Here is a 25,269-nt window from a genome sequence, read left to right as displayed (position 1 = left end):
CGTGTCCGGCTCATCGCCGCGCCCGTTTGGCACGAGCGGCCGAGATGATCGCTTCGAGGCGATCGAGATTCGCGCGGTCCGCCTTGGCGGCCATCTCGACGAACGCTGCCAGCACTCCATCCGCCTGTGCGCCATGCAGCTCACCGACGGCTTGCGCCGCCGCTCTGGCGCGGAACTCGTCGCGCGAAAGGGCGGCCGAGTACTGGTAGGCGTGCCCGATGCGCTCTCGCTCGAGGAGGCCCTTTCGAAAGAGGCGCTCCAGCGCAGACTGCACCGTGTTCGACGTGATCCCGCGCGGCTCGCCGAGGCGCCGATGCGCTTCACGCACGTCCACCTTGCGGGCGGACCAGACGAGCTCGAGTACCTCGATTTCGAGCTCGCCGAGGCGCGGGATCGTCTCCACGCGCCCGAAGCTGGGAGCGCAAGACCGATTGTCAATCGGACTTCGAACGACGACCGATGATCAACATTTGCATCCGGCGAACGGCAGGCGGCCATCCGGTCGCGGTTCGCACGCGACGACGCGGCCACGGGCATCCACGGCAATCTCACAACAGGCTTCCAAGGCCTCGCGAAGATGCTGGCGTCCTCGCTGCACGCGCGACTTCATGCCCGAGAGCGAGATGCCGAGCATCTCCGCCGCTTCTCGCTGCGTCAGACCCTCCAATTCCGTCAGGGTGAGCGCCTCGCGGTAGGGCGAGGGAAGCTTGGCCACGAAGGGGGCGACGTACATTGCGAGCACTTCTTCGATGGATCCGTCGTAGGACTCGCTGGGCTCGGCGACCTCCAAGGCATCGCCGTCGTCGGCGACGATGGGCCCACACCTTCGTCGTGCGCGATGGTGGTCGGCGATCGCGCTTCGGGCAACCTGGTACACCCAGGGCCCAAAGCGCTCGTCCTCTCGGAGTGACGACAGGCCACGTTGCATGCGCAGGAAGACGTCTTGCACGACGTCGTCGACATCCATCGGCGACCGGACGCGCTTGGCCACGAAGGGGCGCAATCGCGCCTCTAGGTCACGCCAGGCATCACGAGTCGCCGAGGTAATCACGGTGCGCCTCCGGGCGTGCAGCAGCTTGGCCCACAGCAGGATCGCTCCTCCGCTGACGCCTTCGTCGCTTCGATGGTCGCCGAAGCGACGAAGTTCTCGGCACCGGAACCCGGGAGCCAGTCACGGATGAACGTCCGACTCGCTTCGTTCACCACGATCTTGATGTTCTCGAACCCCGCAACGCGCAACAACGCTTGAAGCGTCTCGATGCTGGCGGCCCCGGAGATGCAGCCAGTCATGGCGGCCATCTCGCCGGCCAACGCTTCGGGCAAAGTGGCCGTTTGGACGACGTCGGAGATCGCGAGACGTCCTCCCGGTTTGAGAACGCGGAGCGCCTCGCGAAACACGGTGGCCTTGTCCGGGCTCAGGTTGATGACGCAGTTCGAGAGGATGACGTCGACGGAGCTCGTCTCGACCGGGAGGTGCTCGATTTCACCCAGGCGAAACTCCACGTTTCGAACCCCGAGCTTCTCGGCGTTCGAGCGGGCCTTCGCGATCATCTCGGAGGTCATGTCGACGCCGAGGACGCGGCCCGTCGGCCCGATCTGCCTTGCTGCGAGGAAGCAGTCGAAGCCTCCGCCCGAGCCGAGGTCGAGGACCGTCTCTCCTAGCCTCAACGCTGCGATGGCCTGCGGGTTACCGCAGCCGAGTCCCATGTTCGCGCCCTCGGGCACGGACGAGAGATCTTCGTCCGTATATCCGAGCGCCAAGCTTGCGTCGGGCTTTGGTGCGCAGCAGCTCGGCGCGCAGCAGCTGGCCGTGGAGTTGGCGACAGCCGCATACTGAGCTCGTACCTGCGTGCGCACATCTTGCTTTGCTCGCTCGTCCAATTCAGCCTCCTTCAAGGATACTCATGAAGACGCTGACCGACTCGGAAGGACGCAGGCTTTACTGCTTCGGGTTCACTTTCCCGTCGCGTCTGCCGTGCGCGCGGCTTCGTGGCTCATCGCGACGGCGGCCAATCTGGTTGCCTCGCTCTTTGCCGCCTCTTCCTTTCGTTCACTGTAGCGACTGGTCAGATAGTTCGACTGGTCGCGAACGAGCAGGGTGAACTTGACGAGCTCCTCCATGACGTCGACGACGCGATCGTAGTAGCTCGAGGGCTTCATGCGACCAGCGTCGTCGAACTCCTGAAAGGCTTTCGCGACCGACGACTGGTTCGGGATCGTCACCATCCTCATCCAACGTCCCAGGACGCGAAGCGCGTTCACGGCGTTGAAGGATTGGGAGCCGCCACTGACTTGCATGACAGCGAGCGTCCGTCCCTGCGTGGGCCTTACACTTGCCGTGTTGAGAGGCAGCCAATCGATCTGACTCTTGAACACGCCCGTGATGGTGCCGTGCCGTTCCGGGCTGCACCACACTTGACCCTCCGACCAATCGGAGAGAGCGCGGAGCTCCTGCACTTTGGGGTGGTCGGCCGGAACGCTGTCGGGCATCGGCAGCCCGTGCGGATCGAAGACCCGCGTTTCCGCGCCAAACTTGCGAAGCAGGCGTTCCGCTTCGAGGGTCAGGAGTCGACTGTACGAGCGCTCGCGCAGTGAGCCGTACAGAAGGAGAATGCGCGGAGGATGAAGCGAGGCCTCCCGGCGAAGCTTGTCGTGGTCCGGTATGTCCAGATGGTCACCCGACACGTTCGGCAGATCGAACGAGGTGGAATCGTCGCCGTTCATCGAAGTTGCCCTCCTTGTGCGAGCGAGGTGGCTTGGTCTTTGGGCTCCGCGGTCTCGTTTGCGCGCACGTCCGCCGGGAACAGACGATCCTTGAGCCACAACGAGAGGTAGACGAGCGCCAGCAGCGCCGGGACCTCGATGAGCGGGCCAACGACGCCAGCGAGCGCCTCACCCGACGAGATTCCAAAAAGGCCGATCGCGACCGCGATGGCGAGCTCGAAGTTGTTGCCGGCCGCGGTGAACGAAAGTGACGCGGTCTCCTGATAGGAGAAGCCAAGCTTCTTCGAGAGGAGGAACGCCGACGTGAACATGATGCCGAAGTAGAGGACGAGCGGGAGAGCGATGCGCAGCACGTCGAAGGGCAGGCTGACGATCTTGTCGCCCTGCATCGCGAACATCAGCACGATCGTGTAGAGCAGGCCGAGCAGCGCCGCGGGCCCGACTTTCGGCAGGAACTTCTTCTCGTACCACTCCTCACCGCGACTTCGTACGAAGCCAACGCGAGTGAGCGCGCCTGCAACGAGCGGCAACCCAAGGAAGAGGAGCACGCTCTTTGCGATCTCCCACATCGAGACGTGGAACTCGGTGCTCTCGGCGCCGAGCCACGTCGGCACGACAGTGATGAAGAACCAGCCCATCACCGAGTAGCAGAGGATCTGGAATACGGAGTTGAGTGCCACGAGGAGCGCAGCGACTTCGCCGCTGCCCTTCGCCAGCATGTTCCAGATGAGGACCATCGCGATGCACCTCGCGAGCCCGATCAGGATGAGCCCGGTGCGGTAGTGGGGCTGGTCGGGCAGCAGCAACCACGCCAGGGCGAACATGAGGATGGGCCCGAGGATCCAATTGAAGGCCAACGAGGCTCCGAAGAGCTTGCCGTTGGCGCTCACGGACTGGAGCTTGCCGTACCGAACCTTGGCGAGGACCGGGTACATCATCCAGAAGAGGCCGATCGCAATCGGCAGCGACACGCCGCCCACTTTGACGGCGTCGAGCGCAGGGCCAATGGCCGGATAGACGCGCCCCAGCGCTACGCCGAGCCCCATCGCTACGAAGATCCATAGGGGGAGAAACCGGTCGATGACCGAGAGCTTGGCGGTGACCTTCGACTTGGAAATCATGTGCGTCCTTGAAGGCGCGAGACGTTGTCAGGGAGCAGGCCAGAGGGCGCCGGCTCGTTGTTTGAAGCTTCCAGAAAAATCGAAATACAGGCCCTGAGAAACGGCTCAGCAGCAGCCGTTCTTGCCGCTCTTGCAGCAGTCTTCCCAGAGGTAGTCCGTGAGAGCGCGCAAGGCGGGGAAGACCGCGCTGTAGAAGATGTACGTCCCTTCGCGGCGCGCCTCGACGAGTCCGGTTCTGACCAATCGATCGATGTGATGACTCAAGGTCGACGCGGGAACGTCCAGCTTGTTCTGGATTTCGCCGGCCGCAGCGCCTTCTTCTCCGGCCTGAACGACGTGCCGCAGGATCCCGAGTCGAACGGGATGCCCCAGCGCGCCGAGCTGTTCCGCGTGCAACTCCAGCTTCCGCGTCATGCCATTCTTCTAGATTATTCGAACCAGTCGTGCAACACGTTGGATGGCGAACGGGGCAAGCGCGGCAGCTCGTGAACGCGTGCTCGGCTTGATTTCCAAGGCTGTGCGGCTTATCGTCATTCAACGATGAGTCGCTCGCCCGAGGCCGCATGCTGCCCGCCCGCCCGCCAGGAGGCGGATCTCCGCCCCGTGGAGGGGCCGGAAGCGGACGAAGAGCTGGCGACGCTCGCCAAGGCGATTGCTCATCCCGCGCGCGTCCAGATCCTGCGCATCCTCACCCGCCGGAACTCGTGCGTCTGCGGAGATATCGTCGACGAATTGCCGCTCGCGCAGTCCACTGTCTCTCAGCATTTGAAGATTCTGAAAGACGCGGGGCTCGTGCGCGGTGACGTCGACGGCCCACGTGTCTGTTACTGCATCGAGCCGAGTGCCGTTCGGCGCTTGAAGGCGCTCGTCGGCGGTCTCTGAGTTGCCATGCTCTTTCTCCGGTATCGGTCTGTCCACCCATCGTTCATCGACGATAGACGAAAGGTTCCGCAACATGCCCAGCACCATCCGCGTCTTCGATCCCGCCCTCTGCTGTTCCACGGGCGTCTGCGGCCCGAGCATCGATCCCGAGCTCGCGCGTTTCGCGGCGGACGTGGACTGGCTGCGCACGCAGGGCGTGACCGTCGAACGATTCAATCTTGCCCAGCAGCCGGGCGCGTTCGCGGAGACAGCGGCTGTCAAAGAGGCCTTGGCGCGTGGCAATGAAGTCCTGCCGCTCGTGATGGTGGATGACCGCATCGCGGTCGAGGGATCGTACCCGTCGAGGCAAACGCTCGCCGCGCTCGCCGGCGTCGTGATCAAAACGGAACCGGCGAAGGCAACGGAATGCTGCGCGCCGAAGAGTGGCACCAAGTCGGGCTGCTGCTGAGAGGCTCGGCGTGAAGCTACTGGAGCATGCACCGCGCAATCTTTTCTTCACGGGAAAGGGAGGCGTTGGCAAGACGAGCACGGCTTGCGCGGTGTCGCTTGCTCTCGCGGCGCGCGGTCGACGGGTGCTGCTCGTCAGCACCGATCCAGCCTCGAACCTGGCAGAAGTGCTGGACGCGCCAGTGGGAGCGGAGATCTCCTCGATCGAGGCCTTTCCCACCCTTCGCGTCCTCAACATCGATCCGGAAATCGCGGCCGCTCGCTATCGCGATCGCGCTCTCGGTCCGTACCGCGAATTGCTTCCCGAGGCTGCCGTCCGCAGCATCGAGGAGCAGTTCTCTGGCGCTTGCACCGTGGAGATCGCGGCGTTCGAGGAATTTGCGAAGCTCGTCGTGGAAGGCGCGGGAGCCGCTGAGTTCGATCACGTCGTGTTCGACACCGCGCCGACCGGACATACGCTCCGCCTGTTGGAGCTGCCAGCCGCTTGGGGGACGTTCCTGGCGACGAACACGGCAGGAAGCTCCTGCCTCGGTCCGCTCGCAGGCCTTCACGCCCAACGTCAACTCTATGAAGACGCGCGGGCAGCGCTGAGCGATCCAGAGCGTACGGTCGTCGTCTTGGTGGCCCGCCCCGACTCCGGAGCGTTGGCGGAAGCAAAACGCACGCTCGCGGAGCTCGAAGCCCTCGGAATCCGTCGCCAGGAACTGGTCGTCAACGGTGTCTTCCGCGCCGCGGAGCGTGCCGATGAGGTGGCTTTCCAGATGGAGACGATGGCGTCGAAGGCGCTCTCTGAAATGCCTTCGGAGCTCCGTGCCCTGCCCCGCACCGAAGTCCCGCTCCTAGGTCATGGGATCGTAGGTTCGGAGGCATTGCAGCGACTGCGTGGGTTGCTCGAGCAAGGCGACGTTCACAGCAGCGTCGAAGACGCGTTTGCGAATCAATCGCTGGAGATTCGCTCCGTCAGCGATGTCCCCTCGTACGAACATTTGGATGACCTGATCACGACGCTGGAAGCGCGAGGGCGCGGCATCGTCATGACCATGGGCAAGGGTGGCGTCGGCAAGACCAGCATCGCTGTGGCGATTGCAGTGGAACTTGCCCGGCGAGGCCACTCCGTCCAGCTGACGACGACGGATCCAGCAGCGCACGTTGCAGATGTTCTTGGCAAAGCGGAGAGCCGCATCCAAGTGTCTCGCATCGATCCGGAGCTCGAGACCAAAGCCTACGCTTCGGAGGTCATGTCGCGCGCTGGAGCGGGACTCGACGCGGCTGGTCGGGCCCTCTTGGAGGAGGATCTTCGGAGCCCCTGCACCGAGGAGATCGCGGTCTTCCGAGCGTTCGCGCGCACCGTCGCGGATGGTGAACGCACCTTCGTCGTCATCGATACGGCTCCGACGGGGCACACGCTGCTCTTGCTCGATGCTGCGGAGTCGTTCCACCGCGAAGTATTGCGTGCGAACGGAGACGTTCCCGACGAGGTTCGTCGATTGCTTCCGCGGCTGAGGGATCCTCAGTTGACCCACACACTCATCGTGACGCTGCCGGAGGCAACGCCGGTTCATGAAGCGTCACAATTGCAGCGCGACCTGCAGCGCGCTGGCATCGAACCGATGGCGTGGGTCGTCAATCAGAGCCTCCTCCCCGTTACCGTGTCGGACCCTTGTTTGACGCTCAGGCGCCATGGGGAAGTGAAATTCCTCGCAGAGGTCTCGACGCTGGGAAAACGGGTGATTGTTCTCCCTTGGACCTCGCGACGAAGCGACGCGAGGCTCGATCTCGTTGGTGCATCGGATCGCGAATCACCAACGTTCGATACGATTTCGGCCCCTTCCTCTCGACTGAAAGCCCGATTCCGATGAGCAAAGGCGTTCTCTTCTTGTGCGTAGCAAACTCGGCCCGAAGCCAAATGGCCGAAGGTTTGGCCCGCATGCTGTTCGGAGACCGCGTTCACATCCAGAGCGCCGGTAGCGAGCCCTCGCAGGTCAATCCTTACGCAACCGAGGTCATGGCAGAACTCGGCGTCGATCTCTCCACCCATCACTCGAAGTCCGTGTCGACGATCGATCCGGCGACCGTCGACACGGTCATCACGCTTTGCGCGGAAGAGGTCTGCCCGGTCTTCCTCGGCAAAGCACGCCGGCTCCATTGGCCGATCCCCGACCCGGCGAGCAAGGATCCTTCCATCCCGCGCGAGGCGATGCTGGCTCGCTTCCGCACGGCGCGCGACACCATTCGAGGCATGCTCGAGCGCTTCGCGCGTGAAGACGCGCTTCTGAATTGAGGCCTGCTCCAGGCCGCGACCGCCTTACGGCCCCGCGTTTGCCTTGAACCAGGCGAGGAAGTCGGCGTCGACGCGCGTGAAGTGATCGATGCCGCGGGCGGGCTCGGGCTGACGGGCGATGCCGACGAGCTTGTCGGTGCGGACACCGTTCTCGACGAGGAAGAGGCCGGCGCCCGAGTCGCCGCCCTTGGTGAACATCGGCGTGCCGAAGCCGTGCAGGTAGCCGTACTCTACGGTCGAAGAGAGCGGGAGGTGGGCGGCTTCCTCGAGCGGCGCTTGCGGCTTCTCGGCCGTGCGAACGACGGCGGCGACTTCGAGCGCTTCGCCGGCATCGACGCGCGCGACCACGTCGGTCAGCGCGGCGTACGCATCGAGCGCGATCGGCGAGTCGAGCGTGAGAAAACCGGCGTCCGGCTTGGCGACGTCTTCGAAGTCCATCGGCTGCCCGAACACGACGGGGTTCGACGCCGAGACCGTCGTGGGAATCGGGGAGTGCGGCGCGATGATCTTGAAGCTCACGAACATCGGATCGAGGCAGTGCGCAGCGGTCACCACCTTGCGCGATGCGACGAGCGTTCCCGTGCAGAACCACAGACCGTTCTGCCTGTCGCGCATCGTCACGTAGACGATGGGCGCGAACGGATCGGCGTTCTTCCCTGGAGTCGTGGGCTTGTCACCCGTGCTGGTCGGCGGCGGCTTGTCGCCCGTGGTGCTCGCGGGGTTTGGTTGCGACTGAGCGCCCGAAGCAGGCGAGGGCACCGGATCCGGATCATCGGCTCCCCGGTCCGAGGTCTGCGAGCTACACGCGGCGCTGCACGTGACCAGCGTTCCAAGGGCCAGAACGGCGCAACTCTGAGCAAGGAGGCGCATACCTCCACGGAAGAGCAACAACCGATCCGCTCGCGCTGCCGAATTCGGTGGCGCAACGTTCGGTGCCTTCGACACTCCCGCCCAGAACGGTGAACGATCGTGCACAGCACGAATGCGAACACCGTTCATGTTCGTCATCGAATCCCGGAAGCGTCTCGTCCGGTGATCGACGGATGGGCGCGCGCGAGGGTCGAACCCCTCACTTCAACTTGTAGTTGTTGCACTCCGTCTTGTGCTTCTTGTAGCCGACCCAGGCCGTGAGGCCTTCGTTCGAGTAGACGTTGAACGCACACTGCGCGTTCTTCGACGCCGTGTAGAGGCCCTCGATCGTCGTCGGGCAGTTCTCGTCGCCGAGGTGCACGCTGTTGATCTGGAAGAGCCCGTAATCCTTCGAGCCGTTCTTGTTCTTGTTGTAGGCGCGCTCGAAGAACGACGACTCCCACTTGGCCGTGCACACCATGGTGGGCACCACGTCCTCGGGGAAGCCTGCGTCACGAAGGAGCTCCGCGACCTCGGACTCCGGAACCTTGCGGCCGGCGAGAAGCTTGTCCTCTGACGTTGCGGTATCGCCTTCGTCTCCTTCGGTATCCGCCGCGCATCCAGCGAACGCGAAGAGAGCGAACAGAGACAAGGATGCCGCCATCAGGGTCTTGAGCTTCATCACGTTGGTAACCTCCGGTTCCCCCGCAAGAACTTGGAGGTGCACTTGAGCAAAGGTCGGGCCTTGTAAGCCGCGCTGCTAAGTCATGGGAAATGCTCATGACACAGCGCAGCGAACTGACTCGATTGGATCAGTCCATCGGTCTGCGCGTGATCCACTGGACATGGCAGATGCCAGTCCTCACGCGGGCTTAGGCCTTACGTATGGGGCGCCAAGCGATCGGCCTTGTCACCGCGCAGCGTCGCGACGCGTTCGGCGCCGTCGAGAGCGAGCGACACGTCGAGAGCGACGTCGCCGCCGAGCTCATCCGAGAAGCCCTCGCCCCATTCGACGAGGACGATGGCCCCATCGCCGCGACGCTCCCGGAGACCGAGCCGGGCGATCTCCATCGCCGTCTTGGCGTGGTCCTCGTCACGAAGACGATAGAGGTCGGCGTGGGCGAGCGTTCCTCGCGGCGTCTCGTACTCCTGAACGAGCGTAAAGGTCGGGCTGGCGATGGCCACGTCGGCCGGAACTCCGAGTGCCCGGGCGACGGCGCGCGCAAGGAAGGTCTTACCGGCGCCGAGGTCACCGCTGAAGAGGGCCAGGTCGCCAGGTTCGAGGATGCGGGCGATCTCGCCTCCGAGTCGGGTCGTGTCTCTGCGGGTTCCCAGTCGCACGATGCGCATGCAGTTCCTTCAGAAGCGAACGAGCGTGCGGAACGTTCCGCCCGCAAGCACGAGCGTTCCGCTTCCGCCGAACGCTGCTCCGATGTCGCCGGCAATCTCGAGTTGCACGTATTCGCCGATCCCGATCGACGCGAACACGGCGCCGTCGCCGAGGAAGCGCCCCGTCTTCTCGGCGCCGAGCGACACGAACGTACCGGCGAGGAGCTCAGGACCGACGAAGATCCGATACTGCGGCAGAACCGGAATCGCGTAGCGCGCACCGCCGGCCGCGATCAGCGCCTTGGGGCCGACGACCTGACTCGTCACGATCGCCCTGAATTCAAGCCCCGGAACGGATTCGAGCGCATACGCGATCACGCCGCCGATCGGCATCGCCGTCGACGGACCACGAGCCTCGTCGGGCTTGGCGATCAGGCCTGACACCCCAATCGACGCGCCGAGCGCGAAGGGGTGATTCTCGGCGTAAGGGTGCTTCACCACCGGCTTTTCGGGCTCCGGAGGCGGGGGCGGAGGAGCAGGAGGCGGGGGCGGAGGAGGCGGTGGTGCAGGCTTGGGCTTCGGCTTGCGCGGTTGTCCGTTCTTCCAGGGAATGTCCGCGTTCGCGAGGCCCTCGGGCCTCAAGAGGAGCGCGAGCATTTCCGAGACCTGCGTCGGCGCCTCGTCCGGATCGAGCTCGCGTGCGAGTGACTCGACCCGCCCCGTGCTCACCTGACATGCCTCGAGCTCGAGGCGATAGACCGTGTAGCCCGCCTCTTCCTTGCCGTCGGGAAGCTTGGCGGGCGGCACGTCCGTGCGCTCGAGGCGGCCAACGACGGTCCAGTCCGAGCTCGAGGCCCGACCCGCCGCGCGATACTCCTCGCTCGTATCGGCAACGCCGTCTTTGACGGCCATCTCCGCCGAGAGCATCTCGGAGTCCGTCGGCAGCGTGTGACCCCGCATCGTCGTCGCCTCGCGCGTCCACTTGCGGGCTTCGTCGAGCTCGGGCTTTGCGAGGTTCTTGGGGGACGTGAACGGCAGCACCGCGACTCTGTCGGCGAGCGCCGTCTTCGAGACCGTGGTGACGAGGAGCGCGCCGCCGACAGCGAGAACTCCGGCCAGCGCTCGAGGCCAGCGAGGCAAGCCGGACAAGCGAAAGAAGCGCGAAGGCGAGCGTGTAGGTCTCAAAGCGAAAGGGAGTCTAGCGCAGCCATGGGAGGCATGGGGGAGGGCGGGGAGCCGGCGACCGGCGACGATGTGCACAGAACACAGAGCGCGCGAAGCACGTTTCTCAGATCGTTCTCGCGGTGAGGTGTCGCGACCTTCTATCCTGAGATCGGAGGTGTCTCTCTTGTCGAATTTGCCGCCGCTCTTCGCCATGCTCGATCGTGGATCCGCCGACGAGCTTCGTCTCGTTCCGGGCGAGGTCCCGTATTGCCTGGTCGAAGGCCAGCGGCGTGATCTCGGCGCTCAACCCATCAACGCGCGCCTCATCGTCGCAGCCGCGTCCGAGCTCCTTTCCCAAGAGGAGATGAACGAGCTGCCGGAGAACCGTCCGCGCATGGTGCGCTACGAGCACGGCGAGACGATGTACGTCATCGAGATCGGGCGTTCGACGCATGGCATCTCACTCGCGATTCGGCCCGGTAGGAAGCCCGCAGCACGCGCCGCCGTGCCGGCTCCGGCCCCGGCGGCTCAGCGTGCGTCCGGGAACGGCGCGAACGGAGCAAGTGGTCTCGAGCTCGCCGTCGACCCGAAGCCCATGAATGCGGCACATGCGGCCACGGCCGCCGCCGTTGCGGCTGCGACGGGAGGCGTCGTCCCGCGCAAGATCGATGCGCTCCTGCACCAGATGCTGCAGGCCAAGGCGTCCGACCTTCACCTCTCCGTCGGCAACCCGCCGGTCATGCGCGTCGACGGCGAGATTCACTTCATGAAGCAGCACCCCATGCTGGGTGTGAACGACGTCCGCGATCTCATGACCGAGATCATGACGAACAAGGCCGCACACGACTTCGAAGAGCTGCACGACGCCGACTTCGCCTACGAGCTCGGCGGCAAGGCTCGCTTCCGCGTGAACGTCTTCGAGGATCGCAACGGCGTCGGCGCGGTCTTGCGTCAGATCCCCATCGACATCCTGACCGCCGAGCAGCTCGGTTTGCCCAAGGCCTGCCTCGACCTCTGCTACCTGTCGAAGGGCCTCGTGGTCGTCACAGGACCGACCGGCTCGGGCAAGTCGACGACGCTCGCGGCGATGATCGACCACATCAACAAGAACCGGTCCGATCACATCATCACGATCGAAGATCCGGTCGAGTTCGTTCACAAGAACGTCAAGTGCCTCGTGAACCAGCGCGAGGTCGGCCAGCATACGAAGAGCTTCAAGAACGCTCTCCGCGCCGCGCTCCGCGAAGATCCGGACATCGTTCTCGTCGGCGAAATGCGCGACCTCGAGACCATCGCCATCGCCATCGAGACCGCCGAAACCGGCCACCTCGTCTTCGGTACGCTCCACACGACGACGGCCGTGAGCACCGTCGATCGCATCATCGACCAGTTCCCGCCGGATCGTCAGGCGCAGGTTCGCGTTATGCTCAGCGAGTCGCTGAAGGGCGTCGTCGCGCAGGTGCTCTGCAAGAAGACCGGCGGCGGTCGCGTGGCGGCCCACGAAATTCTGCTCGGCAACTCGGCTGTCTCCTCGCTCATCCGCGAAGGCAAGACCTTCCAGATGCCGAGCGTCATGCAGACGTCGAAGAACGTCGGCATGGTCACGATGAACGATTCACTCTTCTCGCTCGTTCAGCGCAAGCTCGTCGATCCGAAGGAGGCATGGCTCAAGGCGGTCGACAAGAGCGGCCTGCTCGGCATGTTCAAGAACGCGGGGCTCCCGACCTCGTTTACCTGACGCGAGCGCGGCGTCCGTCGCAGCGCATTGGCCTGCAGTTCGCGAGTTGCCGAAAGCACGCGAACCTGGCTGAGACGCTCGACTGGTGTCTGAACGCGACTCTATCGCCAAACCGCGCGGGGCGGCATCAGCGGCTAGCCGTTCGTTCGGAAACCAAGGCTCGATCACTTCACGCGTGTCGACGCCGACTTCCTCGCCTGGTTCAAGGCGAACGCCGGCCCCTGAACATCCGTCGCATCTCTTGAATGAGACGCGAACGTTGCCAGCCTCCCAAGCGGCGCGCTCTTCGTGCGCAGCTCAGTGTGCGAGGGGGCTGGCGACGTAGCGAATACGTCGGACGGAGTACTGAGGACTGAACCTTCCGCTGCCCACGACGGCGACCATGTCGATCTTCTTGGCGTCGAGCGACAGGTCGAGATGAGCGGTGCCGTTGGCGCCGCCGAAGACCCACGGGGTATCCAACGTGGGCTGGCGGAGCGTGAGATCCCACGTCCAACCGCTCTCCTTCGAATGGACGCCGACGCAGACGCCAGGTGTCTGCCCGCGGGGGTCGACGTCCGGGATCATGTGTTCGAACTCGAGCCGCACGGACGACACATCCGCCACATCATGCGATATCGCGCGCGTGTTGACCATTTCCTCCAGGTTGTCGCGCCCCTCACGCGAACACCGATCGGCGCCGTCGTACCGAGTGAGAAATCGCACCTGATAATCATCAGAGCCTTCGTACTTGGCAAAATCCCAAGAGTCCTGCGAAAGCACGGGGGGCGCAGACTCCTTCAAAGGCCGCGTAAGATCGAATGACATTCGAAGAACATCGCCAGAGTTGAGCTCGGACGTAGTCGGGTTTCCGTCGGCAAGCTGGATAACGAAGGTGGGGCCTTGCTGAGGCGCTGGCGCGACGGATGGGACCGGCGACGGGCTCGCCCTTGCGGGGTTGTCCTTTTCGACACGACCGCCACAGTCAAAGCCCGAGGCCGCGACGGCGAGCAGAACAAACATGGCACTCTTCGAGTTGTTCATCAGAAGTCGCCTTTCAGGGGCGCAGTCGAATGCACGATGCCGATGCGCTGACCGGGACCTGCGGATCGGCCGCGACGACACGGAGCCGAACGTCGCCGCTCGAGCCGTAGTAGATCTCGGCGAACGATTGCACTGTTCCGTTGCTGTTGGTGACGGACCAGTCGCCGCGGATACCGGAAATGAAGCATCGCGTTTTGGCGGCTCGCGCCGCTGGAAGGAGGACAACGTCCCCGGAGGTGGACGCGTTGAGGACTTCGTAGACCGGTACCCAGCCATCACAGCCGGCCGACAACGATTCGGCCTCAAAAGGCAGCTCCCCGAAGCTCGTTCGGCGTGACAGCTTGGTCAACGGGCCATCGTCCACTAGGCCAAAGAAGGCCGTCTCAAGGTTGCCGATGGCGGCATTGCCGATGATCCCGGTCAGGCGGTCGACGGTCTTGTGCTCGCTGTCGATGAACGTCTCGACGAGTGGTTGGCTTCCCTCGAGATCTTCGATCCGTGCCTCTGTTGACCCACACTTCGTGGGGTCAGGTACGGCAGCGATCTCGCTATAGCGGGTTGTTTCGAACAGACCGCCCGCACCGGGGCGAGGCGGATCCGCCTTTTCGCCGTCCCAGCCGACGTGGAGTTGGTAGTTCCCGTTGGGACCCCTGCGGATGGAGATGAAGCTGCCGTCGAAGTTGGGGGCGCCGAAGCGAATCCCTCTCGACTTCTCCACGAAAGGGCCATGGATCGAGCGCCAGAGTCCGCCGCCTCGATCCGATAAAGAGATCGCGTCCGCCCCACCGTTCGCTCTTCATTCCTGCTCCTTCGTTCGACCCGACTCGTCCCGGCTCCGTACGCCTCGAGCCCGCGTCCTCGGCACGCGAATTAGGCATTGGGGGGCATCAGCGGAGCAATGCCCACCCGGCCGCGCTAAGATCACTCTCGGACAAACAAATCGTCCAAGTTGACGAGCCCGCTTCCGTCGGGGCAATTGATCGCATCTCGCGATCGCCACGTAGGACCGCCTTCCGTTCCTACGGAGATGTCGCCAGACGAGGGACTACGTCCACTGTGGCGCGGGCGTTTCCTTGCCCCGTCAAGGGCGCGCCTTTTCCTTCCCCCATGAAGCACCTTACGCGAGGACTTGCTCGGGCCGTCGCCGCACCAGGTCGGGTAAGAAGGATTGGTTCGCGAGGTCGGCTTGCCTCTCGAAAATCACTCCCGACGCGCTGGCACTCGAGGATGTCGCGCGCGCGGCGTCGGTTGCCGTGCATCCGGCGGCGGAGGGTCGCGCGAACTTGGCGAGGGCGCTCGACTGGCATCTGAGCGTCTGGCGCTCCCTTGCTCGGGCCGCTCGAGCGGGCGGTGGTCGATAGGGGCGACTGGATAGCGGCCGGTGGAGTGGCTGCTCTCTGGTTACTGGTGTTGTGAAAGTCGCAGTCGACCGGCCTCCGTCGGGGACCAACGATCCGCACAGTGCCGCTCGAGTGGCCCCGGAGCAGACGAATGGGTTGGGTGGGGGCCACTTGAGTGGCCTCCCCGGGGTGCAAGCGACCTTGTCGAAGCAGTCGACAGGCTCGACCGGGATAGATGTCTTCGCTTCGGGCCGGTCGTGTGCCGCAGTCGATTTTCCTACCAGTCTACGCAACTGACCGGCGCGGTTTGGCGATAGGGTCCCGCAAGCCGTTCGGACGCGGAGTGCGTCTGCGCGCCTAACAGTCAGTGGGGGTCAAGATGTCCGATGCAGCAGCGACGGATGCACAGGATCACGTCTACCGCGACGCGTTCAATGACACTGCGGCCGAACGCGGAGCACTAACGCCAGAGCAAATGCTCCAGATCAATATCGAGCTCCAGGAGGCCGCGACCGGGATCCTCGGGGCAGCGCCGAAAGCGGCGCAGTTGCGTCCGCAGATCGAAAAGGAGCTGCCCTATTTCGATCTCTCGCAGCTCGACAAGTTGGTGACCTATGCGCGCGCCATGACGTTCGCGCAGACCAATTATCTAGGCGCATCGACGCGGAGTGAGCAGCTCCCAGCCCTCATCGAACGCGGCGTGGCTGCCCGCGAACTTCTCCTGTCCGACGCAACGGCGCTCGCGCATCGCGGTCTGCTCGACGGCAAGAAGCTGACCGAGCTCAAGGGATCCGTTGGCTACTTGAACCTTGCCTCCGATCTTGGCGTGCTCGTCACCATCCTGCGTGAGCGTTGGACGGACATTGCAAACCGAACGGCGATCCAGCCGTCGGAGCTCGACGACGCCGAGCGACTGTTCGGAGAGATCACGGAAGCCGTTGCCGCGCGCAACGCGCAGCCGGCGAAGGTCGCCTCCGCCGGTGAGGAGCGTCAGCGTGCGTTCACACTCGCGATCGCGGCGTACGATTCGGTTCGGCGCGCCGTCAACTACCTCCGCTGGCCGCAGGGAGACGCCGACAAGTACGCGCCCACGCTCTTTGCCAATCGCGGGAGCCGCTCGAGCGCCCACAAGGACGAGCCGGTTCAACCGATCGCGTCGCCGGCGCAGCCGAACAATCCCGTCGTGCCCCAGATCGCGACGACTCCGATCGCCCCGGGCATGCCGGGCGCCTCTCCGTTCGTAGACAGCTGACGCGGAATCCTGAGCGGGCGTCATCGTCGTTCGCACGCCGGTGACGCCGGCCTGCGTTCGGGGGGCGGCGCCCACCATTCTTGACGGGCCGCGCGTCCGAGCCGAATCTTTGGCGCATGCCGATCGCCGAAGAGGAAGCTCTCGCCTGTCTGAACGTTCTCGTTGCGATGGCGCGCGCGGACGGCAAGATCGACCCCGCCGAGAAGAAGTCGCTCGCCGCGGCGATTGCGAGCTTCGATCTGCCGCCGAGTATCTCGGCCGATCAGTTGCTTGCCGAGAAGGTCGATGTCGACGCCGAGCTCGCGAAGATCGGCACGTCCGACGCGCGTGAGCAGATCTATCGGAGCGCCTGGTTTCTCGCGCATGCCGACGGGCGGTCGGTGCCCGAGGAGCGCGCGATTCTCGACCGCATCGCGGCGGTGACGAACCCGAGCGACGCGCTTCGGGCGCAGCTCTCGAACCTCGCGCCGGCCAAGGGGCGGTCGTCCGCGTTCGTGGAGTCGCTTCGCGGCCTGTTCCGCGCGCGCGCCTGAGCGCTCAGGCAGCGCGGTGCAGGCGGAGGACGCTCTCCTCCGCCGGCACGCCGAGGCGAAGCGGAAAGCCGTAGTGACCCGTTCCGCGGTGAACCCACATGCGATCGGTTCCGCGGGCCCAGAAGCCGTGGTCCGGGATGCGAATGCCGAAGAGGCGCAGGAACGTCCACGACGAGCCGAGGCTGAGCAGGCCGACCTGTCCGCCGTGCGTGTGACCGGAGAGGACGAGATCCGCCTCGCCTTCGGGAGATGCTTGAACGCGCCCGGGTCGTGGAGAAGCACGATGCGCGTCGTGTCGGGGAGGCGCGGGTTCTCGGCGCACACGCGCTGGAGGTGGGCGTTGCGCTCGGCCCAGACGAAGTCCATGCCGAGGACCTGGACGGGGCCGGTCTCGGTGTCGACGACCTTCGAGCCGTCGACGAGCAGCTCGATTCCATTCTCCACGAGCGCGCGCCGCACGATCTCGGGCGCTTCGTGATCATGATTGCCGTGGCACGCGAACACCTTGCCCGGAAGCGCGCGCAGAGGCTCGAGGGCCCGTAGGAGCAGGTCCGGGTCACTCTGCGATTCCATCGTGAGGAAGTCGCCGGTGAGAAAGACGAGATCCGGCTTCGCGGCCACGGCGCGCTCGGAGATTCGCCTGAGTCGCGCGACCGACATGAAAGGACCGAGATGCGGATCCGAGATCTGCACGATGCGGAGCGGTCGCTCTTCCCGCGCGTCACCACGCGGATGAGGCGCGAGCTCGCCGGCGCTCGGGCCCCGCGGATGCCCGAGCACCAGATCGATCTCCTCGCGCTTCGTGGTCAGCGACTGGAGCATGCCCACCGCGGCCAGCGCGTAGGGCAGCCACGGCGCCCAGGGATGGAAGCCGAGCGCGATGGCGATTGCCCAGGGAAGCGCGAGCAATGTGCCGGCCACGAAGAACGATGCGGGCCAGCTGATCAGCAGCCTGTACGGCAGCGGCCGCATGCGCGGGCGTGCGAGACCGAGAAAGTTCAGGTACGCGGCGACGTGGAAGGCCGCGTAGATCGGTAGGATCGCCGGGAAGGACGACGCCAGCGCCACCGCAATCAGCGAGTAGATGCCGAGCAAAATCCCGGCGAATACGGCGAAGGCGCGCGAGCGAAACGCCGCCATCCCCACCACCACGAGCCATCCGCCCAACGACAGGGCGCTGAACCAGGACATCCTGACAGTCTACGATGCTCGAAGGCGCGGCACCGTTACGGGTGTGCTTGCTCGCGGTTACCGCTTGGAGCGTGAAGCCTTTTTGCCCGCGGGCGCGACGACCTGAACGGGCGGCGCGGCCATCGTTCGCTCCCACACGGCCAGCCGCAGCGCTTCGCCGAGAAAGACCGGCCGCGGTTTGGCTTTGAGGGTCTCGGCGAGCGCGTCCGGGACGGGGCTTCGCCTCCAGTTCGCGTCAGGACGAGCCGAGGCCGCGACGAAGCGGCCCATGCGGTCGATCTCGTAGTCGACGGCTTGGACCGCTTCCTCCATGTGCGAATAGCGATCCATCGATCGACCGTCGAGTTGGATTTCCCACATCTTGCCGCGCGCACCTCGCTTGAGAACGAGCACCTCGTTCGCGCGTCCGGCGCGCTTTTCGAAGTGCAGGCCCACGCCGTGGCGACCGAGCGAGAACCATGCGTTGCCCGAGATCGCGCGCACCTCGCCGTCGACCTTCAACGTGAGCGGGTCGAAGCTCGCCGCTCGCTCCTGGATCTCGGGCAGCGTGACCGCCCCGGCCTCGAGCTCGAAGCCTGGTCGATCGAACTGGATGCGCTCCCAGACGCGCGCCGCTTCGCGAACGTCGCCACCACGGAGATCCATGTCGCGAGGCGCGCCGAAGAGGGAAGGGAGCGTGCAGAGGCTCAGCGTCGACAGGTCCACGAAGTCGAGGATGAGGCAGTCCTTCTTGCCTGGATGAAGGCGCGTTCCGCGCCCCACGCATTGCGCGTAGAGGCCCTCGGAGCGCGTGGGCCTCGCCATGGCGACGCAGGAGACGCCGGGATCGTCGAAGCCCTCGGTGAGCACGCCCACGTTCGTGAGTACTTGCGTGCGGCCCTCGCGGAACTCGGCCAAGGCCTGCGCACGAACGTCACTCGGCATCGCGCCGTGGACGATGCCCGCCGGAACGCCGAGGACGTTGAGCGAGCGCGCCAGGTTCTTCGCATGACCGACGGTCACGCAAAACGCAATCGTGCGTCTGTCGCGAGCGAGCTCCTGGATCGAGCGGGCTACGAGCGCGTTTCGCTCTTCGATGTCGACCGCCTCCGCAAGCTCCTCTTCCTGGAAATCGAGGCCGCCCTTCGAGAGCTTCTGGAGGTCGGCGTTCGTCGAGACGCGGAAACCTCGCAGCGGTGCGAGGTAGCCGTCGTCGATCATTTCGGGCAGCGTTCGCGTGTACACGAGGCGCTCGAAGACCTCGTCGAGGCCCTTGCCGTCGCCTCGTGACGTCGTGGCGGTGAAGCCGAGGAGCGTGCCGGTCCAGCCGTCGTCGAACGCACCGAGCTGCCGAAGTACGCGGAGGTTGTCGTCGGCAGCGGCGTGATGGCACTCGTCGTAGATGACGAGGCCGAAGTCTCGGCCCTGAATCACGCGCGCGAGCCGCTCTTCATGGAGGGAGCGAATCGAGCAGACGAGCACCTTGGCGTCGGCCGACGCGCGATCCGCGCCCCGTTCGATCGACACGACGGCGGCGCCGTCCATGGCGCGTTCGATCTTCTCGCGGGCCTGGGTGAGGAGCTCTTCGCGATGGGCGAGCACGAGCACCTGGCGTCGCGCGAGACGCGCGAGCTGCGAGAACACGACGGTCTTGCCTGCACCGGTCGGCAAGCAAACGAGCAAGCGCCGCGTGCCCTCGCGCCGCGCCTTCAGCACGGCCTCGATGGCGTCACGCTGGTAGGGGCGAAGCGAGGGAGCAGTCATGGTCGTTCCCTCGGCCTTCTTACCGCGTCGGTTGCGCCGACGCCGCTCGAAAATCGAAGGGCTCCCTTCCTCGGTTGCCTCGCAAGAACGCTATCGGTCGCGCGGCGCGAGCACGATGATCATCATTCCAAGCACGGCAACGCTCGCGCCGACGACGTCCCAGCGGGTGGGTCGCTCGCCTTCGACGAGCCAAAGCCAGAGGAGCGCCGTCGCGATGTAGACACCGCCGTAGGCTGCGTAGGTTCGCGCGGCGCCGGTCGGATGAAGCGTCAGCAGCCACGCGAAGACGGCAAGCGAGATCGCCGCGGGAAGCAGGAGCCACGGCGACCCTGCCTTGCGAAGCCAGAGGTACGGGAGATAGCAGCCGAGGATCTCGGCGATCGCAGTCGCGACGAAAAGAGCGCCGGTACGGGCGACCACCAACAACGAGGAGCTTGCTGCGGACATCCGTTTCTACCGGCTCTTGCTCGTGTTACCGGTCGTTCTGCGCGTGACCTTCCGCCCGCGCTCGACGAGGTCGCATTCGCCGCGCCCACATCGACGAAGCGCCTCACGAAGCCGATCGCGGACGGCCACGAGCGCTTCGATGCGTTCCTCCGATCGACGCAGTGCAGACTCGATACGGGCCGACTCGCGGGCGCAGGTCGCGGTGTCGTCCGCAACGGCCACGAGCATGGCTTGCACCTCCTCGAGCGTGAGGCTCAGGTCCTGGAGCTGCCTGACGAGCTTGATTCGGTCGACGGCGGTCTCGTCGAAGACTCGGTATCCAGACGCGCGACGGGCTGCAGCGGGCAGGACGCCGACTCGCTCGTAATAGCGGACGGTGTCGACCGTTACGCCGGCGCGTTCGGCGACCTCACCGATCTTGAGCGTCTGCACGGCATCAGCATAGTCGCCTTGACTCTGGAGTCGACTCCAGACTCCAGACTGTGCTGCGTGAGACAGGTGCACTTCCTGATCGTGGCGTCCGTTCTCGCGGCGCTTGGCACGACCTCATGCAGAAAGGCTGATGCTCCCATGGAACAGACCGACAAGAATCTTCCACCGATTGCCTGTTCGTTGAACGCCCTGACGGATGCAGAACGCCATCGGGAGGGCGAGCTCCTCGATCTCCATCTCGAGTCGATTCGTGAGCGCAGAGAGAGGGCCGACGGTTACTCGTACCGCTATCCCGAAGATCCGGGGTTGTTCGCGCGGATGGCCGAGCTCGTCGGCTTGGAGCACCGGTGCTGTCCGTTCCTCGATTCTCGGCTCGAGTGGGCGGGGGCCGAAGCGACGCCGTGGTTGCACGTCACCGGTGGCGCGCGGGTCAAGCCGTTCGTCGCGGACACGTTCGGCGCGCCGCACGACTAATCTCTCGTGAGCACTCGTAGGGCGCGTCGGTTGAGCCCACGCCGCTCAGAAAATGCCGGAGAGGGAGAGCCCCCCGCCCGAAGGCACGGGCGCCGCGCCGATCCAAACCGAAGCGCCCTTCGGGTTCTGGCGGTGGAGATGCGGAACGAGGATGCCGACCGTAGCGCCGGCGAGCGAGCCCGCGATGACGTCGGTGGGGAAGTGCGCACCCGCGCGGACGCGTTCGTAGCTCACGCCCGTGGTGAGCGCGGCGCCGACGAGGAGCGTGAGCCACGGACGGAACGACTTCGGCGAACGAATGAAGGCCAGGTACGTCGCCGTCGCGCTGACCGAAGCGACCGTCGCCGCGTGGCCGGAGAAGAAGGAGAGTGAGGCGTCGGTGTCGCTGATCGACGGCGACTTGTCCGAGCCGCCGTACTGCTCATCGAGCTTGGCTTGCTCGGAGTACGCGCGCGGGCGAGGCCTTCGCACGGCGACCTTCGCGATGTCGGTGAGGGCCAGCGTCAGCGAGAGAGTCTCGGCGTAGAGAACGAAATCGACGAGGGCTGCCTTCTCGCCATCGCGAAAGCCCGTCACGACCGGGTCGATGACCGCGTAACTGAGCGCGAGGTAGAGGCCGACGTTCGAGTACGTGTTCGCGTTCGAGTCGAAGGTTTGCGTGATGGCGCCGCGGTCGATCGGCAGAAGGACGCCCGGATCGCCGGGGCGTTGCGGCTTGATCTCGCCGGTGGAGAGGATGAGCTCGTTGAGGAGGGAGAAGCCGCCGGCCGCGGCGATGAGTGCGCCGTCGGTGATGGGGTCGACCTTGAAGGCCGCACCCGTGGTGACGCCGGGAGGCGGCGTGGCCATGCCCTGACCGTCGGTCACGACCGCGGCCGTTGGCGCCGGAGCAGGCGTCGTCGTGGGCTGCGCTGCCTGCGCTTGCGCCGGAACCGGCTCCTGGGCCGGCTCGGGATCCTGGTCGGCGGACGCCGCGGGCGCGCAGAGCGCGAGGCCTACGGCCGTGGAGAAGCCAAGATAGCGAGAAACTGCACTTCGATTCATCGTCAGGAGGAGGTGGTGGCGGAGGGCTTCATCAGGTCGGCGTGCATGCGCCCGACCCTATTCGCGATCAGGAGCCAGACGACACCGAGCACGATGTCGACGCCGACCATCATCTTTAGCCCGATATCGCCGAAAGCCGGCAGGATGAAGTTGGTCGCCGCAAAAATGAAGGCGGCCGCCAGGGCGTCTCCCCCGCGGACCACGAACGTGTCATTGAAGTTCTTCGCGCTGTATTTCTCCACCGTCGACACAGGCAGATACAGGGTTTCCTTCGTGTTCGATTGGATCGAGTAGTCCGTTGCGTTCTCGAGAATCTTCGTCCAGCGAATGACGGCGAGGGCGGGGACGACCAGGAAGGCCGCGCCGCCCACGAGGCCGACGATCGGCTCGAAGAAGAGGGCGATGCGCGAGCCGAACCGACGCTGGATGCGTGACGTGAGGAACAACTGAATGCCGAACGTGATGACGTTCTGGAAGAGATAGAACTCGCCGTAGAACGCTCGGACGGCCTCGCTCGACAGGTGCTGGCGCGAAACCATCTTGTCGAGGATCCACTCGTTGTTCGTGTTGACGATGTTCAGGATGAGCATCATCAACGCGACGAGCCGCAGGTAGGGCGATTCGACGACCATGAGCACGGCGTTGCCCTTGTGGGACGCTCCGGCGCTCGACGTGGAGGGAGCCTTGCCTCCGCCCTGATCCTTGGCGTCCTTCGCGTTGCCATTGTTTGGCACCGCGGCCGTGTTCCTCCCGCGCACCGCCGCGAAATGAAGAATGTAAATTGCAAGCAGTAGGCAAATCACCAACACCACGGCAGACATGAACAGCATCTGCTGGGTGGAGAGCTTCTTCGCGAACTGAGAGACGACCAGCGTTCCGAAGATGCCGCCGGTGACGCCTCCGACCCCGATGAAGCCGTAGAGGCGGGTGCCTTCGGCTTTCGTCCAGACGTCGGCCGCGAGGCTCCAGAACTGGGAGACGATCATCAGATTGAACGTCGAGACCCAGACGAAGTACGTGTACCCGGTGATCTTGTCGCCGCTCGGGAGGAAGACGGCGAAGGCGACGAGGCACGCGATGAACACGAGGAACGTCGCGACAATCAGCTTCGAGCGTGCGACGCGCGGGACGATCTTTCCGTAGACGTAGGCGAAGACGCCGACGAAGGCCGTCGTGAGGATGAGGGCAATCGACTTGTTGTCGACGCCGATCTTCTCCTGGAGCACGCTGCTCCGAAGCGGCTTGACGATGTAGTAAGCCGTCAGCGCGAAGAAGATCCACGCCGTCGATGCGAAGAGCGGAGCGACCTCGCCATGCTTCGCGTCGACGATGGGTTTGAGGAAGGCGATGCTCGGCTTGTCGGCATCGGAGGAGTCCGTACCTGGGCCGCCGTGCTGCCCGGGTTGCTCGGAAGAAGGCTTCGGGCTGTCGCTCATGGGCCGTACTGCGTTTTGCTTTCGGACGCTGGCGATTGCGTCGATTCACGGAGGACGATTCGGGGACCCGTGCTCGCGTACCTGCTCGTGTTCCGGTTCGTGATTCGCGCGCCGCCGACTTACGCTTCTTTGCCGAACCAGTTCGCGCTATCGCTTGCTCGGCTGGAGGAGACGGGCGTGGAGTCTATACACAAACCCGGCGCTGTTACAGGTTCGCAGCGCGGCCGCGCGAACAATCTCGACGTTGGGCTCGACGTTGGGCTCGACCTTGGGCGACGCTTCGCCAGCCTCCTCGTCGTCGGCTCGCTGCTCGTTGGATGCGGGCACAAGGAACCGTCGTCACCGCGTGAGATGTCGCCGCCGGAGAAGGCTTCGTCCCTCGTCGTGACCTCCTTCGACCTGCCGCCCGGCGAGCGCGGCCGAGAGCTCTCCGGCATCGCCTGGGACGACCGAAATCGCACGCTCTATGCGGTTTCGGACGAAACCCCCATCATCCTTCCGCTCGTTCCTTCGCCTGGGTTCGATACGTTCACGTTCCAGGAGCCCATCCACGTGGCGTACGACGGTGCGTGGGACGGCGAGGGGATCGCCGTTCTCGACGACGGCTTCGCGATTGCCAACGAGGTCGGTCCGAAGATCTTCGAGGTCGATCGGAACGGTCGATTTCGAGCAGACGTCGACGTCCCGATTCACTACTCGGCGTGCGGAGCGAACGCGGCGTTCGAGAGCCTCTCGCTCACGGCGGATGGGCGCTGGCTCTTCACCGCCAACGAGCGCGCACTGGCGAGCGACGAGGATCCGCCGACCACGACGCGTGGAACCACGGTTCGTATCCTGCGCATCGACCGCAAGACGAACGCGCGGGGGGAGTTCGCGTATCGCTCCGATCCGATCTTTGCGGAAGGCGCGCGCGGCGAGATCGGCATCACGGACCTCGCTGCCATCTCCGACGTGGACGTCCTCGTGCTCGAGCGTGCCTACGTTCCGAACGTAGGCAATCGGGTGCGCGTGTACCGCGTCGACCTCTCTCATGCCGCGGACATTCGCAACCTCGAGAGTGTCGGCCCTACGACACCTGTCGTCGAAAAGAAGCTGCTCGTCGACATCGCCGACATTCCTGGGCAGGCCGGGCGACAAGGTTCGCGGTGGTTCTATCCGAACTTCGAAGGCATGGCCCTCGGTCCAAAGCTCCCCGACGGACGACGCCTTCTTTTTCTGGTGAGTGACGACAACGGCAAACGCGAACAGGTCGCGCGCCTCCTCGTTCTAGGCTTCAGGGACCTGCCATGAGCGTTCGTTCGGCGGAGGTCGACGCGGTCCGATGCTCGCCGGCATCGGAGCCTGGAGCGGTCATGTTGGTGGGGATGCCCTTCGAGCGCTTCGAGCGCTTCGTGCGCGAGCGAGTACGAGAGCGAGTACGTGACTTAGTGCGCGAACGCGAGCAGCGCGCCGGCCAGTACCGCGGCGGCAGCGCTCGAGGCAATGAGTCCGAGGCCTCTGCGCCTGAGCTTCGCCCGACGACCGCGATCGCAAATCGGCTCCGCGCCGGACGCGGTGAGACGCACGCCTCGCATCGCCGCAATGCTGCACGTACCCATGAACGACGCTTGAACTCCGTAGATGCCCAGGAAAAAGAAGGGCACGAGGAGCAGAATCGTCCGGTGGGACGCGCCCGTTTCCCGCAGCAGAACGGCGAGCCCGAGCGCGACGGCAATGGTGGCAACTCCACGGCGGAGCTGCGCTCCTTGAGTCTGCGCGTTCGAGTTCTGGAGATCGACAGACGCAGCCATCACTCACAGAGTTTAGTCATGAATCGGCC

27 protein-coding genes and 1 pseudogene are annotated in these 25,269 nt (G+C 65.0%); 9 read left to right on the top strand and 19 right to left on the bottom strand.

Annotation, left to right across the window (positions count from 1 at the left end; translation table 11 throughout):
* Nucleotides 1-10 precede the first annotated feature (10 nt).
* From AKJ09_RS13275 to AKJ09_RS13250, 6 genes are all read right to left on the bottom strand, one after another.
* A complete protein-coding gene (locus tag AKJ09_RS13275; protein ID WP_240488466.1) occupies nt 11-403 on the bottom strand; it encodes a BlaI/MecI/CopY family transcriptional regulator in 393 nt (130 codons plus the stop codon).
* A gap of 60 nt (nt 404-463) precedes the next feature.
* On the bottom strand, nt 464-1,003 hold the full coding sequence (locus tag AKJ09_RS13270; protein WP_205633699.1) for a sigma-70 family RNA polymerase sigma factor: 540 nt from the start codon (nt 1,001-1,003) through the stop codon (nt 464-466).
* 44 nt (nt 1,004-1,047) lie between these two features.
* Entirely contained in the window at nt 1,048-1,881 is an 834-nt protein-coding gene (locus AKJ09_RS13265) for an arsenite methyltransferase (protein WP_205633698.1), read from the bottom strand.
* 72 nt (nt 1,882-1,953) lie between these two features.
* Nucleotides 1,954-2,724, bottom strand: a complete 771-nt coding sequence (arsH, locus tag AKJ09_RS13260; protein WP_146647564.1) for an arsenical resistance protein ArsH — start codon at nt 2,722-2,724, stop codon at nt 1,954-1,956.
* Nucleotides 2,721-3,845 carry an ACR3 family arsenite efflux transporter gene (gene arsB, locus AKJ09_RS13255; protein ID WP_146647563.1) on the bottom strand — a complete coding sequence of 375 codons (1,125 nt, stop codon included), beginning with the start codon at nt 3,843-3,845 and terminating at the stop codon, nt 2,721-2,723. The genes arsH and arsB overlap by 4 nt, the downstream gene beginning before the upstream one ends.
* A gap of 105 nt (nt 3,846-3,950) precedes the next feature.
* Nucleotides 3,951-4,259, bottom strand: coding sequence for an ArsR/SmtB family transcription factor (locus tag AKJ09_RS13250; protein ID WP_146647562.1), 309 nt, complete (start codon nt 4,257-4,259; stop codon nt 3,951-3,953).
* Between the two features lie 126 nt (nt 4,260-4,385).
* On the opposite strand from AKJ09_RS13250, the gene AKJ09_RS13245 reads away from it, so the two are divergent.
* The 4 genes from AKJ09_RS13245 (at nt 4,386) to AKJ09_RS13230 (ending at nt 7,455) form a co-directional block, all read left to right on the top strand.
* Complete coding sequence (locus AKJ09_RS13245; RefSeq protein WP_146647561.1) at nt 4,386-4,727, top strand: ArsR/SmtB family transcription factor; 342 nt, start codon at nt 4,386-4,388, stop codon at nt 4,725-4,727.
* A gap of 73 nt (nt 4,728-4,800) precedes the next feature.
* Entirely contained in the window at nt 4,801-5,175 is a 375-nt protein-coding gene (gene arsD / locus AKJ09_RS13240; protein WP_146647560.1) for an arsenite efflux transporter metallochaperone ArsD, read from the top strand.
* A 10-nt stretch (nt 5,176-5,185) separates the two neighbouring features.
* A complete protein-coding gene (gene arsA / locus AKJ09_RS13235; protein ID WP_205633697.1) occupies nt 5,186-7,033 on the top strand; it encodes an arsenical pump-driving ATPase in 1,848 nt (615 codons plus the stop codon).
* The gene (locus AKJ09_RS13230; RefSeq protein WP_146647559.1) at nt 7,030-7,455 is read left to right on the top strand and encodes an arsenate reductase ArsC; all 426 of its coding nucleotides are present in this window, start codon (nt 7,030-7,032) and stop codon (nt 7,453-7,455) included. The genes arsA and AKJ09_RS13230 overlap by 4 nt, the downstream gene beginning before the upstream one ends.
* A 24-nt stretch (nt 7,456-7,479) precedes the next feature.
* Here the strand turns inward: AKJ09_RS13230 and AKJ09_RS13225 are convergent, their stop codons facing one another.
* The 4 genes from AKJ09_RS13225 to AKJ09_RS54250 all read right to left on the bottom strand — a co-directional run bounded on the left by AKJ09_RS13225 (nt 7,480) and on the right by AKJ09_RS54250 (nt 10,773).
* Nucleotides 7,480-8,325 (bottom strand): trypsin-like serine protease, encoded by an 846-nt coding sequence (locus tag AKJ09_RS13225; protein ID WP_169927508.1) that lies wholly within the window; start codon nt 8,323-8,325, stop codon nt 7,480-7,482.
* A 199-nt stretch (nt 8,326-8,524) separates the two neighbouring features.
* The gene (locus tag AKJ09_RS13220) at nt 8,525-8,986 is read right to left on the bottom strand and encodes a lysozyme family protein (RefSeq protein ID WP_146647557.1); all 462 of its coding nucleotides are present in this window, start codon (nt 8,984-8,986) and stop codon (nt 8,525-8,527) included.
* 197 nt (nt 8,987-9,183) lie between these two features.
* Nucleotides 9,184-9,654 (bottom strand): tRNA (adenosine(37)-N6)-threonylcarbamoyltransferase complex ATPase subunit type 1 TsaE, encoded by a 471-nt coding sequence (tsaE, locus tag AKJ09_RS13215; protein WP_146647556.1) that lies wholly within the window; start codon nt 9,652-9,654, stop codon nt 9,184-9,186.
* A 9-nt stretch (nt 9,655-9,663) separates the two neighbouring features.
* Complete coding sequence (locus AKJ09_RS54250) at nt 9,664-10,773, bottom strand: hypothetical protein (RefSeq protein WP_146647555.1); 1,110 nt, start codon at nt 10,771-10,773, stop codon at nt 9,664-9,666.
* Nucleotides 10,774-10,972: 199 nt separating this feature from the next.
* On the opposite strand from AKJ09_RS54250, the gene AKJ09_RS13205 reads away from it, so the two are divergent.
* Nucleotides 10,973-12,535 carry a type IV pilus twitching motility protein PilT gene (locus tag AKJ09_RS13205; RefSeq protein ID WP_275936621.1) on the top strand — a complete coding sequence of 521 codons (1,563 nt, stop codon included), beginning with the start codon at nt 10,973-10,975 and terminating at the stop codon, nt 12,533-12,535.
* Between the two features lie 297 nt (nt 12,536-12,832).
* Here AKJ09_RS13205 and AKJ09_RS13200 read toward each other — a convergent pair whose 3' ends face one another.
* Nucleotides 12,833-13,240, bottom strand: a complete 408-nt coding sequence (locus AKJ09_RS13200; protein WP_146647554.1) for a hypothetical protein — start codon at nt 13,238-13,240, stop codon at nt 12,833-12,835.
* A 331-nt stretch (nt 13,241-13,571) separates the two neighbouring features.
* On the bottom strand, nt 13,572-14,276 hold the full coding sequence (locus AKJ09_RS13195) for a hypothetical protein (RefSeq protein ID WP_146647553.1): 705 nt from the start codon (nt 14,274-14,276) through the stop codon (nt 13,572-13,574).
* Nucleotides 14,277-15,373: 1,097 nt separating this feature from the next.
* Between AKJ09_RS13195 and AKJ09_RS13190 the strand changes: the two genes are divergently transcribed.
* Both AKJ09_RS13190 and AKJ09_RS56095 read left to right on the top strand, forming a co-directional pair.
* Entirely contained in the window at nt 15,374-16,150 is a 777-nt protein-coding gene (locus tag AKJ09_RS13190) for a hypothetical protein (protein WP_146647552.1), read from the top strand.
* Nucleotides 16,151-16,266: 116 nt separating this feature from the next.
* Nucleotides 16,267-16,683, top strand: a complete 417-nt coding sequence (locus tag AKJ09_RS56095) for a tellurite resistance TerB family protein (RefSeq protein ID WP_146647551.1) — start codon at nt 16,267-16,269, stop codon at nt 16,681-16,683.
* Between the two features lie 510 nt (nt 16,684-17,193).
* On the opposite strand, the pseudogene AKJ09_RS56090 reads toward AKJ09_RS56095, so the two are convergent.
* The 4 genes and pseudogenes from AKJ09_RS56090 to AKJ09_RS13165 form a co-directional block, all read right to left on the bottom strand.
* A pseudogene (locus AKJ09_RS56090) lies at nt 17,194-17,343 on the bottom strand (metallophosphoesterase); the annotation flags it as partial.
* A gap of 588 nt (nt 17,344-17,931) precedes the next feature.
* Complete coding sequence (locus AKJ09_RS13175; protein ID WP_146647550.1) at nt 17,932-19,617, bottom strand: DEAD/DEAH box helicase; 1,686 nt, start codon at nt 19,615-19,617, stop codon at nt 17,932-17,934.
* Between the two features lie 90 nt (nt 19,618-19,707).
* Complete coding sequence (locus AKJ09_RS13170) at nt 19,708-20,064, bottom strand: YnfA family protein (protein WP_146647549.1); 357 nt, start codon at nt 20,062-20,064, stop codon at nt 19,708-19,710.
* A 6-nt stretch (nt 20,065-20,070) separates the two neighbouring features.
* On the bottom strand, nt 20,071-20,496 hold the full coding sequence (locus AKJ09_RS13165; RefSeq protein WP_169927506.1) for a MerR family transcriptional regulator: 426 nt from the start codon (nt 20,494-20,496) through the stop codon (nt 20,071-20,073).
* Nucleotides 20,497-20,634: 138 nt separating this feature from the next.
* On the opposite strand from AKJ09_RS13165, the gene AKJ09_RS13160 reads away from it, so the two are divergent.
* Complete coding sequence (locus AKJ09_RS13160) at nt 20,635-20,970, top strand: hypothetical protein (protein ID WP_146647547.1); 336 nt, start codon at nt 20,635-20,637, stop codon at nt 20,968-20,970.
* A gap of 45 nt (nt 20,971-21,015) precedes the next feature.
* On the opposite strand, the gene AKJ09_RS13155 is transcribed toward AKJ09_RS13160, so the two are convergent.
* Together AKJ09_RS13155 and AKJ09_RS13150 are read right to left on the bottom strand one after the other, a co-directional pair.
* Nucleotides 21,016-22,014, bottom strand: a complete 999-nt coding sequence (locus tag AKJ09_RS13155; protein ID WP_146647546.1) for a phosphatase PAP2 family protein — start codon at nt 22,012-22,014, stop codon at nt 21,016-21,018.
* A 2-nt stretch (nt 22,015-22,016) separates the two neighbouring features.
* On the bottom strand, nt 22,017-23,450 hold the full coding sequence (locus tag AKJ09_RS13150) for an NTP/NDP exchange transporter (RefSeq protein WP_146647545.1): 1,434 nt from the start codon (nt 23,448-23,450) through the stop codon (nt 22,017-22,019).
* A gap of 69 nt (nt 23,451-23,519) precedes the next feature.
* On the opposite strand from AKJ09_RS13150, the gene AKJ09_RS13145 reads away from it, so the two are divergent.
* Complete coding sequence (locus AKJ09_RS13145; protein ID WP_169927505.1) at nt 23,520-24,740, top strand: esterase-like activity of phytase family protein; 1,221 nt, start codon at nt 23,520-23,522, stop codon at nt 24,738-24,740.
* A gap of 134 nt (nt 24,741-24,874) precedes the next feature.
* Here the strand turns inward: AKJ09_RS13145 and AKJ09_RS13140 are convergent, their stop codons facing one another.
* Nucleotides 24,875-25,240: a hypothetical protein gene (locus AKJ09_RS13140; RefSeq protein WP_146647543.1), complete on the bottom strand. Its 366-nt coding sequence runs from the start codon at nt 25,238-25,240 to the stop codon at nt 24,875-24,877.
* Nucleotides 25,241-25,269 lie beyond the last annotated feature (29 nt).

This window comes from Labilithrix luteola (assembly GCF_001263205.1).
In the GTDB taxonomy this organism is placed as follows: Bacteria; Myxococcota_A; Polyangia; order Polyangiales; family Polyangiaceae; genus Labilithrix; species Labilithrix luteola.
Note: the sequence above shows the minus strand (reverse complement) of the source record. Positions and strands in the feature narration are given on the sequence as shown.

What these genes read in the sequence shown, in the direction of transcription:
- arsD (WP_146647560.1), top strand. Translation starts at nt 4,801, where the DNA reads ATGCCCAGCACCATCCGCGTCTTCGATCCCGCCCTCTGCTGTTCCACG.
- AKJ09_RS56095 (WP_146647551.1), top strand. Translation starts at nt 16,267, where the DNA reads ATGCCGATCGCCGAAGAGGAAGCTCTCGCCTGTCTGAACGTTCTCGTT.
- AKJ09_RS13190 (WP_146647552.1), top strand. Translation starts at nt 15,374, where the DNA reads ATGCTCCAGATCAATATCGAGCTCCAGGAGGCCGCGACCGGGATCCTC.
- AKJ09_RS13250 (WP_146647562.1), bottom strand. Translation starts at nt 4,259, where the DNA reads ATGACGCGGAAGCTGGAGTTGCACGCGGAACAGCTCGGCGCGCTGGGG.
- AKJ09_RS13155 (WP_146647546.1), bottom strand. Translation starts at nt 22,014, where the DNA reads ATGAATCGAAGTGCAGTTTCTCGCTATCTTGGCTTCTCCACGGCCGTA.
- AKJ09_RS13175 (WP_146647550.1), bottom strand. Translation starts at nt 19,617, where the DNA reads ATGACTGCTCCCTCGCTTCGCCCCTACCAGCGTGACGCCATCGAGGCC.
- arsB (WP_146647563.1), bottom strand. Translation starts at nt 3,845, where the DNA reads ATGATTTCCAAGTCGAAGGTCACCGCCAAGCTCTCGGTCATCGACCGG.
- AKJ09_RS13170 (WP_146647549.1), bottom strand. Translation starts at nt 20,064, where the DNA reads ATGTCCGCAGCAAGCTCCTCGTTGTTGGTGGTCGCCCGTACCGGCGCT.
- tsaE (WP_146647556.1), bottom strand. Translation starts at nt 9,654, where the DNA reads ATGCGCATCGTGCGACTGGGAACCCGCAGAGACACGACCCGACTCGGA.
- AKJ09_RS13140 (WP_146647543.1), bottom strand. Translation starts at nt 25,240, where the DNA reads ATGGCTGCGTCTGTCGATCTCCAGAACTCGAACGCGCAGACTCAAGGA.
- AKJ09_RS13220 (WP_146647557.1), bottom strand. Translation starts at nt 8,986, where the DNA reads ATGAAGCTCAAGACCCTGATGGCGGCATCCTTGTCTCTGTTCGCTCTC.
- AKJ09_RS13160 (WP_146647547.1), top strand. Translation starts at nt 20,635, where the DNA reads ATGGAACAGACCGACAAGAATCTTCCACCGATTGCCTGTTCGTTGAAC.
- arsH (WP_146647564.1), bottom strand. Translation starts at nt 2,724, where the DNA reads ATGAACGGCGACGATTCCACCTCGTTCGATCTGCCGAACGTGTCGGGT.
- AKJ09_RS13230 (WP_146647559.1), top strand. Translation starts at nt 7,030, where the DNA reads ATGAGCAAAGGCGTTCTCTTCTTGTGCGTAGCAAACTCGGCCCGAAGC.
- AKJ09_RS13225 (WP_169927508.1), bottom strand. Translation starts at nt 8,325, where the DNA reads ATGCGCCTCCTTGCTCAGAGTTGCGCCGTTCTGGCCCTTGGAACGCTG.
- AKJ09_RS13245 (WP_146647561.1), top strand. Translation starts at nt 4,386, where the DNA reads ATGAGTCGCTCGCCCGAGGCCGCATGCTGCCCGCCCGCCCGCCAGGAG.
- AKJ09_RS13150 (WP_146647545.1), bottom strand. Translation starts at nt 23,450, where the DNA reads ATGAGCGACAGCCCGAAGCCTTCTTCCGAGCAACCCGGGCAGCACGGC.